The sequence below is a fragment of the Paenibacillus zanthoxyli JH29 genome (assembly GCF_000520715.1).
GTDB classification, from domain to species: domain Bacteria; phylum Bacillota; class Bacilli; order Paenibacillales; family Paenibacillaceae; genus Paenibacillus_AQ; species Paenibacillus_AQ zanthoxyli.
The window spans coordinates 1-9,034 of sequence record NZ_ASSD01000654.1 but is presented as its reverse complement, the minus strand read 5'-3'; the positions used below and the strand labels follow the sequence as shown (position 1 = coordinate 9,034).

Below are 9,034 nucleotides of genomic sequence, written 5' to 3'. Positions count from 1 at the left end.
TCCAGACGCTGCCGGAGTGTGGGAGAGGAGGGGACGTGTTTGAGGCCTGAGGATTTGCTGAAAAAACGATCCTTGCGGAAGGGCTCGGTCTGATCAAAATCACTTTTCCCTTGGTAAAGTAGCCCCAGATACGCATAGACCACATCCGGGTGAGTGACCGTGGGCTGATGCACGCCGGGAAGCAAGCAACGGATCAGGGCTTGGCAATCTGGGTATGAGAAAGGAGCAAGCCAATGAGGGCGAGACCGGAATGGGCGGTCAGCATCTCCACGGACTGATCCAGTTGAAAACGTACAGGTTTCATCGATGGCACTTATGGAAAAAAAACGCATATTGGCATCTATGGCATTAACAGGTGTCATGACCCTTTCAATACTGTCTGGGTGCAACAACAATTCATTCAGCCAGTCCCAGGCTCCCGACACGGGGAGTTCTGGAGATGTTTTCGTAGCACCAATAATAGGAGCTGTTACTGGATCTTTCTGCAGCAACCAAGCAAATGCGATATGAGTACGGGGGACACCATGATTTTCCGTGACTGATGCAACGCGCTCAGCTACTAACCGGTCAGCATTCAAAGGCCCATCGTATTTGGACTTTTGAATTTGGTCGGTTTCGGAACGAAGCGTGGTTTCTGACCAATCACGTGTTAATCTCCTTGATGCGAGTGGGTTCGGTTTCCCTCGAGCATAATCTTCTTCTCGAGTTAAACTTGGCGAAGGTTTGAGCGAGTAATTCCTGTCGTAACCAAGAAGTTCAAGTTCACGGCAGACGCGTGGATCCATCGCCCCTCCAGTAACTTGGTCATTATAATCGAAGAGTTTAACGGAGGAGTCAGCCGGAAATAGGAAGCGCCCTCCACTCTTAGCAGCTGCCATACGAGATACCAAGGACTCTGGACGAAACCGTGAGTAAGTCTTATCAAAATTTTCGATCCGTTCTTGGATCCGTCGCTGCAGCGGAATTCCTAAGCGTTGATTGGACTCGATTTCCCAATGTGTTCCAATCGCCTCAAACTTCCAGGAGAATTTATTTACTGAATTTTCCTACTTCTCCTGAGGTTCCTTATTTGAGCCTGAAACTTGAATTTACACAGAGCCAAATCTTAGAAGTCATGAATGACTCCAAGCTGCAAATCAAATCAAATGAAAATGCTAAACGGGCATTATTTGTTGGCCAAATGGAATCGTCTCTGATGGATGCAATCCTTAGATTAACCCGTTTGTTAGACAAACCAGAGGATATTCCATTTCTTTCACCTCTTTTTACCAAGGAAATTCTATACAAACTGTTACACAGGCCCGTATGGTGTAACGCTGGGTCAAATCGCTTTGGAAGGAAGCAGCACTTATCGAATCAGAGATGCCATTGAACAAATTATCCAACATTATGATCAACCATTGCGTGTTGAAGAACTCGCAGAAGTAGCCCATATGAGTGTATCTACGTTTCATCGAAATTTTAAGGAAGTCACCGCGATGAGTCCGATTCAGTTTCAAAAACAACTCAGGTTGCAGGAAGCAAGGCGCATTTTGTTATCCGAATCTGCAGAAGCAGCAGACGTCGCTTTTCGGGTAGGATATGAAAGTGCATCCCAATTCAGCCGTGAATACGCCCGTATGTTTGGTGCTCCCCCGAGAACAGACGTTAAACATTTAATGGAAAAATACGATCCGACGAAAAGTATGGTCTTCTTGGGAGACTAAGGCTGCTTAGCACTGATAGTAAAAGTGTTCTTCTACAGTAAAAAGGTCCCTGCCAATTGGCCAAAAGCTGAATTTTGTCCGGGAGAAGCGAAGCAAGACTGATAGCGGGTACGAAGTGACCCAGCGGGTTTACCTTAGTGAAAGCTGTGAGGAATGCCCGCTGAGAAGCGGATGCACGAAGGCGGAAGGGAACCGGGAAATCCAGGTGAGCATGAAATACTTACGCTACAAAGAGCAGGCGCGGGAAAAGCTGCGCAGCAAGGAAGGTCGCGTACTCTCGGCTAGGCGGATGGCAGAAGTGGAGAGCGTGTTTGGGCAACTGAAGAACAACCGGGGATTCCGGCGATTCCTGCTTCGAGGCTTGGAATAAGTAAGCCTGAGGTCGGGTGGCTTTCGCTTGCCCATAATCTTCTGAAGAAGCATGTAGTAGACCAAAATAGCAAAGCGCCAGCCCAAGGATAACCTCCTTGGACTGGCGCTTTTCTTACTTTTTTTGCAAAAAAACCGTCCACTCTGCTGCAAAATTACTTGCTCTTGGGACGGCCCCCTCTCTTTTTCATTTTGATTTTACGCGTAGTTACATGCTTTAATAATCAGTAACAAACTTCTTTTTTCAGTTACAATCTTTATTTCTCAGTTACATACTAAATTTAACGCATTCACAACTGTTCAAAGAAAATAAAGTATTAGACTGGAGTTGTTGATATGACGCGGTTTTTTGGTTACAAAATCGTCAGGTATTCAGAAATAAGTTTTAGACTGAACTTAAAAAAAGAACAGCTGCCGATATGATAAGAAAAAATAAAGTTTTAGACTCAAACTAGGATTATAAAGATAATCCCTTTGGGGGTTTTTGATTTATTTGCTTCTGGTGTTTGTAAGACTTGCTTGCTGAAACCTTTTTAGACAGAACCTTAAAATGCTGCTTCAAATCAATATTAGGATAGCTTTGATATATTGGAGGATAAGAAATATCGTCCATTACTTCACGTGCATCAAAAATAACCAATACTCCCATGTGTATTCTTGACTGCGTCAGACCTTCCAGAGTTTTTTCCGAGTTATCAATATAATTTTTAATTTGCTCTGCACCTTCTATTGCGCGCTCCGCTTTATCATACTGTCTATTTATTAATCCTGATGGTGTTATTGACTTCCCAAGCCACTTTAATTCAAAAATATAGACATCAGCATCATCACTTGTTGACACCCAAATATCATACCTTTCTCCGTATCTATTTCTAACTTCTTTTAAAACTGGATCAGAACATCGTTCCTTAAGAAATTGTTCAAGATCGATTTGAAATCTTTCCTCTGGTTTTACGTCAAGGAGTTTTGGGTTTTGATCTATATGTTTATGCCAATCTTTTGAACAGTTACCTTTGTGTAGAAAGTATCTTTTCCTTGGATCATATTGTACATACTCATCAAAAAAATCCCTCAAAAGTTCAGCATAATTTTCTATACCGATTGCTTTTGCCTTAATTAAATCTTTATAGCTATCAATATGGTTTTGGGTAGAATACAAAACACCTTGAATCCAAACATCAATTCCCTTAACGCCCAAAAAAAATGCAATATCAGAATTCATTTGGGTAGCTATCATAACTTCCCGTGACTTTATTTTCTCTTTATACAGTAACTTTTTTATAATAGCTCCATCCGGAGAAATGTAATAAACCAAGGATTTAGCTGAAGATCCACTTAACAAACCTTGTATCTCTGTTTGAAAGTTAAGGTCATATATACGAGATTCTGTTTGAGCATCAGTCGGTTTTTTTATATACATAGCAACTTGAACATTGTGGTGCTTAACTTCGCTCCATTTTCTTTCCAAATAGACGGATAATTGCAATAAATTAGTAGATTTAATAAAGGAGTGGTCTTTTAAAAGCCTTTCTAGAAGTAATACTGGATTTTCCTCTACTATAACGGCTTCAACTTCCTTTTCAAAGTATACGAAGTCCATTTAATCATGTCCTCCTTTATACTTCCTATAAAGGATATCGAAAAACAGAAGCAAGTATTCTTGATTGCTATCATCTTCTAGAATCAACTTCTGCTGACCTTTACTTCTCAAAAAATCAAAAAAAGCTTTGGTAACATTGTTATCACTATCATCTAAAATAATTTTCTCATAAACATTGTCCATATTTTGCGAAACAACATTAGGATCCTCTTTAATAATCTTCGATAAGAATGATTCTCCATAAATACTTAGAGTCATAACTATAATTTTCAACCAGCTTACTTTAGCTTTCAGATGGTGGAGTTTAAAGAAATAACTATCACATCTATCTATTCCTTTTCGGGAAATTTTGTATCTTTCTTCTATTCTATTTGAATATCGTTTTCTTTCTTCTAGATTTAAAAGACCTTTTAAGAAAAGCTCGTTAAGTTGCTTAGAAATATCTTCATTGTATGGTCCAAACATTGTATTAGAAAAACCGTATGCCCATTTTTCATGAGGTATAAAAATAGGGGATAAAGCAGCTGAAAAATACAATATTCTTTGATACGACGATTTATTTGCACTATCCCAACCGTTTTCATTCATAAAATAGGAAACAAACAACAAGTCATTGTTAATAGAGAACTGAGTCATAAAACACCTTCTCCAAATATTTGATTCAGTATTTCATTAATTATTGGTTTGTGTTCATTGTGAACAGCTGTTAACCTACCTTTTGAAAGCAAATTCAATGTTCTAGCTCCCTTTTCATGATCCCCCATATCTTTGAAAAGTTTCTGTAGAAACCTAGAACTATTTAAATTCGAAGTAAAAATAATATTATTTTTTGATTCAGAAAAAAGAATAAACATTTTTGCTACTTGATCCTCATAGGCAATATCTAAACTACCTTCAGGTGTTTCAGTAATGAAAAATGTCTGAAATCCTTCGATATTATCATGTAAGTAATCGATAATAGCCATTCTGAATGCCTGATCCAAAAAAAATCTTTGGGACTCTGATACAGACCAAATATTCTGTCTATCAACCCCATCAATTTTTGGGAGATATATAACATGTGGTATATTTTGATTATGCAAATTAATATTTTTTACTGTTAGCTCACATTTCAGGCCTATAAATGTACTAGCATATTTATTAAAATATGAGGATAAATTTTTATTCAAACTAGTTACTAACTGTACAAATTGATTGTGTAAATCTTGCATTTCTTTAGTTTCAATTCGTTTCATTTTATTGGTCTCATTTATGTTTTGAGTTAACTCTAGTATTTTCTTTTCTCTACCCTTTACTATTTCTGAGAAAGTATCATTTTTTTGTGTGCCAGCTTTTTCTGCCAATATTGTTTCGATATTTATTAAATCTCCATTTATCTGCTCAATTTTTTCATTATATTTCATTACTGCGTTGTTAATATCTTTTACTGAGCCATTTTTAATATTTAATTGACTTAATTGATTAGACAGTATGATCTTTAGTTGATCTTTTTTCTCACTTAATTTATTCATCTGTTCAATAATTCCGGGATCCACTTCTACAGCTTCGTTTAACGGAGAAGAACACACAAGGCATATACCTTTTTCTTTATACTCTTTTGTATGTTTAACTAAGTGCCTATGTTTATTATTACAGACTAAACAAGTTCCATCATTAAGCAATCTACGCTCTAATGACAAATAGAAATCAGGTAATGTATCATAAATTGAACTATATAACTTCACTTCTAATTGAGCTATTTCAGTCTCCAATTGTTCTATCTGTTGTGCAGTTCGATTTTTATTTCCCACTAACTTATTTAATTCTTGATCTTCTTTTTTATACTGGTTTGCTAAATCACCTAACAAACTTATTATTTCCCCTTTTTCCAATTCTAAATTATTCTTTTTTTCTATTAATAAGAACAATTGCTCTTCTTCTGATTCATCCCCATTTTTTTTGAGTTGAGCCCTCTCTGCTAGAAGTTCATCCAACTTCTGTCTAAAAATACGTCTATCCTCGCTTAAATGTTTAGCTGCAGTGTCTAGTTCTATAATTTTTTGCTCCAGAATATTAAACTTATTGAGTAACTCTTCATCAAAAAATAATATTCTCAGTATTTCGTCTTGATTATCTTCTTCCCAAGCAACATTTACTCTCATTTCATCAAAAAATAAAAAATTTCGAATAATAGTTTGAAGTGATTTAAAACTTGAGAACCCTGTAGACTCTAGTAAAAGCTTTTCATAAAAACTTTCATCTACATTATCGTATGTTGTCGTATTTAGCTTAAAACTAACTATCTTATCTTCGTAGAGACTTCTATGCACTTCAAAAGCATCTTCTCCCACTAAATATTCTAACGAGACAGAAGCTTTCGAATTTTCAGCGTAAGAGATATCCAGTCTTGAGCTAAAGAACTCTGGATTTTCTTTATTAATTTCTAAAGTGGTTTTTCTTTTATATTTCTTAAAGCGATACTCCCTTTTGAATCCCAGTAAACAATATAATATAATTTCCACAAACGTTGTCTTACCTATACCATTTACACCAATAATTGCATTTATCCCTTCTTTAAATTCATACTCAAAACTTGGCTGTTGTTTGTAAAGCGAATAGTGATTAACAGAGATCTTTTTCAACGTAGGTAACATGATTTTCTTCACAGTTCAACCCCCATGTCGATCAAATAATTCATTTATGTATAAAGTTCTTTTTTAACAAACAAAATCCTCTATAAAATTACAAAAAAAACAACCAAAGGGATAGACGCCTTTAGTTATTTTCTAACACTATTACTACTTCATCTAAATATGGTATCTTTTCTTTTTGTTGAACGCTCGGATTCAGTTTTCGTGCTTTTCTTATTTCTCGAACTTTAAATCCATTCAATTCTGCGATTTCAGAAACAATTTGATCAGTTTTTATTTCAACTCCATAATATGCAGAATTAGCAACATTAAAGTATATTCTCCCCCGAGGCTTTACTTTTTTACTTAGCGAAATAAAAAGCGTGTTTAAATCATTAAAATAGCCCTTAATCATCGAAGGAATTTCATCATTCCAAAATTCTTCCTTATGCTCTTCAATTTCATTCACTGCTTTCTGTAATAAAGGAATATTGAGTAATTCAACTTCCCCCCACTTTACCTGTACATGAGACCGAAGTGTCCTTTGTCTTAAAGCCTTCAGTTCATCATAGCTTTTTATATAATCTAGCATCCATAATTCTGCCATATACGAGTCAGTATAATCACGTGAATTTAAATATGGCGGAGAAGTGATTACCAAGTCAACAGAATTATCATTAACTTCACCAATCCTTGTCCTGCAATCCCCTTCATAGCAATACTTATAGTTACTAAACAACCTCCCTTGTTCTTTTTTAAATCTGTCTAACTTTCTTATATCTGGTAGGATCACATCATTCAACCTATCAAGAAAAATTTGATGTACTTCTGATCTACTATAAGTAATTATCGACTGCCAATTATCTTTATACGAAAGACATTTACCATTTCTATATACGTTACTAACTTCTAGCAGTATAGACGCTAAAGCAATCCTGAAAAGATGCCGGTATTTTTTTTCTGGTACTCTACAGATTGCCAGCTTTATATCCAATAATCCGCGAAGAACCTGCCTATTGAAGTTCCATTTTTTCAGCTTGTCTTTTTCCGTAATTCTTCCGTAAATAGGAGGCGGGTAATGTAATTCAATATTTTCTGGGGATACTCTAATTTCATTAACCAATATTTCTCTATTTATATTGAAGCCTTTGACTGTATAGTCTGTCCGCATCTTTGTCGTGGCAACTTCATACATAAAAGGGTTAACTTCAAAAGAGGCACATTGAATTCTCATTTTCTGTAATTCCATAGGAGTTGTCCCGCTGCCTGCGAAAGGTTCTAAACACATCTCCGGCGTGTATGGTAACTCATCAATAATCCCTTGAATAAATTCTTTAGAGTACCCTTCCACAAAAGGGTACCAACCATGTATATACTTATTCTTATTTTTGTTAAACTGCATAATTGATTTGTACGTGTCTACATAATCTGTATACAAGTAGTTACCAACTAAATCGGTTGCAGTATCTGGCATTAAATTGCCCTCCTCAAGACTCTATATCAGGAAGAATACCCTACAAGAACCCTTGTAAGGCAGCGATTTCAAGCTATCTTGTGTAAGTATAACATAGTTTTCAATCTCTAGTGCTTGTTTTATTCTTAAATTAATCTTACTCTTATCTTGTGATCATTCCTTTTTCTTATTTAGTACTTACTTAAATTGTATTTTGCAAATTATAAGCACTAGCTTGACAATAACTTTTCATTAATTCGGATTACCCAAGTCTTAATGGTATCAATTTTAAGGTGTTTAACTTTATCAATTTTTAGGTTACCACTGCGCATCAAGACAAGCTTGTCCCAATGACCGATTTTCTGAACTAATCCATCTAAAAGTTGCTTTACTTCATTCTCAATTTCTATGAGAGTCATATCTTGTAATGGTTCCAGTACAAGCGTCGATATCGACCAATCGTCTGGCCGCGCAACCTCAACAATGTATTTAGTAAAAACAACGGTAGATACCTGAACAATAGCACAAGTCCTCCGTAAACCGTTCGGACATATCGAGAACCGCTTGCCAGACGGAATACGGACAACAGACATTCGAATAGAATACGAAGTCATCTCCTTCAGCAAACTTATCATCTTGAAAAAATCTTCAAGGCCAATAGCTTCAGAAATTGGAACCAATTCTAGACTTTGAAAATCAATAGGAGGTGTATCGCCACCCACGATTGAATCTTGGGCACTGACTTGTCTTGGTTGGTCCAAACTTTTGCCGCCTCTACCCGAGTTAACTACAACATCGTCCCCTGCATGTGTTTGTTTCACACTTTTCTTTCGAGTTCTCACTATTGGGTAATTAATAAATTTCATAAAAGTAGGAGGAGCTTCAAGTACATCCTGATTTGTATCTTCTTTTGCGTGTTCACTTTTATCGTTGATTACAATATCGTCGTTCTTGTATTGATCAGGTATCCTTAATCGTCTATCCCCAAAGACTGACTCCTGCCGTTTTTTGGAGTGATGCCAGAAGTCAATTTCAGCGGCCGGATGCGTGAAGCCTGCAAATCCCATAATCTCTTTCACCAAAACTATATTTATAAATTGATCGCCCCGTACGATTAACTCGATTGGACCTGTAGACGGTAGTTCTACATCAAGAGGAATTCCTTTTCTTAACGCCTTTGCCGGATTAGTAGGAGATTCGGCTATTGCTCGACTGAACAGCGTTTGATAAATGGAATTCCACATCGTTTTCATTTTTAAGTCTAGTACTCTGTAACCCTTAAAAAACAGGGTACAAT

The 9,034-nt window shown here is 36.5% G+C and carries 5 protein-coding genes and 4 pseudogenes; 2 read left to right on the top strand and 7 right to left on the bottom strand.

Annotated features, from left to right (window positions below; all coding sequences use genetic code 11):
• Both L691_RS34435 and L691_RS34430 read right to left on the bottom strand, forming a co-directional pair.
• A pseudogene (locus L691_RS34435) lies at positions 1–143 on the bottom strand (IS1380 family transposase); the annotation flags it as partial.
• A gap of 294 nt (positions 144–437) precedes the next feature.
• Positions 438–674: pseudogene (locus tag L691_RS34430) on the bottom strand (aldo/keto reductase); the annotation flags it as partial.
• A gap of 377 nt (positions 675–1,051) precedes the next feature.
• On the opposite strand from L691_RS34430, the pseudogene L691_RS33815 reads away from it, so the two are divergent.
• Together L691_RS33815 and L691_RS31585 are read left to right on the top strand one after the other, a co-directional pair.
• Positions 1,052–1,706 (top strand): annotated as a pseudogene (locus L691_RS33815) (helix-turn-helix domain-containing protein); the annotation flags it as partial.
• 58 nt (positions 1,707–1,764) lie between these two features.
• Positions 1,765–2,168: pseudogene (locus tag L691_RS31585) on the top strand (transposase); the annotation flags it as partial.
• Between the two features lie 364 nt (positions 2,169–2,532).
• Here the strand turns inward: L691_RS31585 and L691_RS0124855 are convergent.
• From L691_RS0124855 to L691_RS30145, 5 genes are all read right to left on the bottom strand, one after another.
• Entirely contained in the window at positions 2,533–3,675 is a 1,143-nt protein-coding gene (locus L691_RS0124855) for a hypothetical protein (protein ID WP_025692933.1), read from the bottom strand.
• Positions 3,676–4,311, bottom strand: a complete 636-nt coding sequence (locus L691_RS0124850) for a hypothetical protein (protein WP_025692932.1) — start codon at positions 4,309–4,311, stop codon at positions 3,676–3,678.
• On the bottom strand, positions 4,308–6,320 hold the full coding sequence (locus L691_RS0124845) for an AAA family ATPase (RefSeq protein WP_025692931.1): 2,013 nt from the start codon (positions 6,318–6,320) through the stop codon (positions 4,308–4,310). The genes L691_RS0124850 and L691_RS0124845 overlap by 4 nt, the downstream gene beginning before the upstream one ends.
• Positions 6,321–6,429: 109 nt before the next feature.
• The gene (locus L691_RS0124840; protein WP_025692930.1) at positions 6,430–7,758 is read right to left on the bottom strand and encodes a DNA modification methylase; all 1,329 of its coding nucleotides are present in this window, start codon (positions 7,756–7,758) and stop codon (positions 6,430–6,432) included.
• Positions 7,759–7,967: 209 nt separating this feature from the next.
• Positions 7,968–9,034: Tn7-like element transposition protein TnsE (locus L691_RS30145; protein ID WP_036738225.1), on the bottom strand; the 1,067-nt coding region annotated here is incomplete at its 5' end.

Bases quoted from the DNA above. Each gene is read 5' to 3' on its own strand.
- L691_RS0124855 (WP_025692933.1), bottom strand. From the start codon at position 3,675: ATGGACTTCGTATACTTTGAAAAGGAAGTTGAAGCCGTTATAGTAGAG.
- L691_RS0124850 (WP_025692932.1), bottom strand. From the start codon at position 4,311: ATGACTCAGTTCTCTATTAACAATGACTTGTTGTTTGTTTCCTATTTT.
- L691_RS0124840 (WP_025692930.1), bottom strand. From the start codon at position 7,758: ATGCCAGATACTGCAACCGATTTAGTTGGTAACTACTTGTATACAGAT.